The organism is Allobosea sp. P1_A7, from assembly GCF_056406775.1.
This window is the reverse complement of record NZ_JBFTZN010000528.1, coordinates 1-1,760: the sequence shown is the minus strand read 5'-3', so window position 1 is coordinate 1,760 and position 1,760 is coordinate 1. Positions and strand designations below refer to the sequence as shown.

Below are 1,760 nucleotides of genomic sequence, written 5' to 3'. Positions count from 1 at the left end.
CCATCTGATCTCCCGACCGACGCTGCGCCTCTTCCGAGCCGCGGCCGCGCAGCAGTGGCAAAACGCGACCACCGCCGCGTAAGTACAGCATTGCACAGAGCGAAATCCGGCTCGTCGAGTTTCCCGTGACAATGCCCTCCCGACGCCATGCACCCACTGACCTCGTACGTTTCAGTCAGCGCGACTGCAGGGAGCACTCGATCCAGCCGACCATGGCGGTTTCAATGTTCGGTTCATTCCAGCGTCAGCGGAGAACACGGCATCGAGGATGTCGCACTGGTCCACGATAGCGGTTCATCCCCGCGTCTGCGGGGAACACGGCGGTAGAGCCGGTAGAGCTTCCTCAAGAGCCGGTTCATTGCCGCTTCTGCGGTGAACCCCCTGGCTCTGCCACCACTCGCCCCCGTCCGGTTCATCCCCGCGTCTGCGGGGAACACTTGTCTGGCCGGGTATTGCAGTCAGGTCGGGCCGGTTCATCCTTCCGTCTGCGAGGAACACGAGCCCGTAATAGGGCTACTCCGACAGCTGGCCGGTTCATCCCCGCGCCTGCGGTGAACAAACGWGCGCGTAGTTCACGTGGCCGCCGGGCTTCGGTTCATCCCCGCGTCTGAGGGGAATACCTTGACGATCTGGACCGCCTCGTCGCTCTGGGGGGCATCCCCGCGTCTGCGGGGAACACTGATCACGAACGATCTGATCGAGCGCGTGGAGCGGTTCATCCCCGCGTCCGTGGGGAACAACGACATCGAGCGCGATCTGCACCTGGGTAACCCGGATCATCCCCGCGTCTGCGGGGAACACTCGTCATGTCATTTTCAGTCAAAGCGATAGCGCGGTTCATCCCCGCGTCCGCAGGGAACACCGACCAAAGTCCCGGCGCCCCCTTCGAACCACCGGTTCATCCCCGCGTCTGCGGGGAACACTCCTGCTGGAACCGATTGATCCCGCACACAATTCACGAAGTCAAACAGCGCACCGGTAGTTACGGTTCGTTCCAAATCCAAGGTTTGGCTCAGTCCGGGAACGCCTCCGGTGGCCGAAAGGCAACCAGCGTGAAGCCGTCGAAATCAATCGGAACCCGGCGGTTCGCGCCGCAGGTCTCAAAGGCAAATCCGGTGTCGTTGGCTGCTGTCCAGGCGATCACGCCATTGCCCAGTTCGATGCCGTCCACGACTTCCTGCCAGATGCGCTCGCGCGTGCGGGGGAACTGTGATGCACCCGCGGTTCGTCGCCGTTCTCAACTGGTTCATCCCCGCGTCTGCGAGGAACAAGAGCCCGTAATAGGGCCAATCCGATAGCTGGCCGGTTCATCCCCACGTCTGAGGGGAACACCTTGACGATCTGGACCGCCTCGTTGCTCTGGGGGGCATCCCCGCGTCTGTGGGGAACACGCCTGCGAGATCAGCTACTCGGCTGAGGCAGGCGGTTCATCCCTGCTTCAGCGGGGAACACCATCAAGGCAGCCGGAGGCGACGAACTGCGCAGCGGTTCATCCCCGCGTCTGCGGGGAACACTCCTGCTGGAACCGATTGATCCCGCACACAATTCACGAAGTCAAACAGCGCACCGGTAGTGACAGTCATTCCAGATGTAGGGTTCGGCTTAGAAGCTATGGGCGGCGCAACGAGGCCGGTACCATCGTTGCCGCAATCAGCGATGGAGCACCTTTATGGCACACAGCATCGATGCGAGCAGATGTTCGATTCCGCTCGATCAAGGCGCGACCCTGGTCGCCGTGATCGGTCGCCGTGATCGAGATG

At 62.3% G+C, this 1,760-nt stretch carries 1 pseudogene; it reads right to left on the bottom strand.

The features are described 5' to 3' along the window. Window positions 1–1,012: 1,012 nt before the first annotated feature. Window positions 1,013–1,189, bottom strand: a pseudogene (gene cas2e / locus AC1D34_RS37280) (type I-E CRISPR-associated endoribonuclease Cas2e); the annotation flags it as partial. Between the last annotated feature and the right edge of the window lie 571 nt (window positions 1,190–1,760).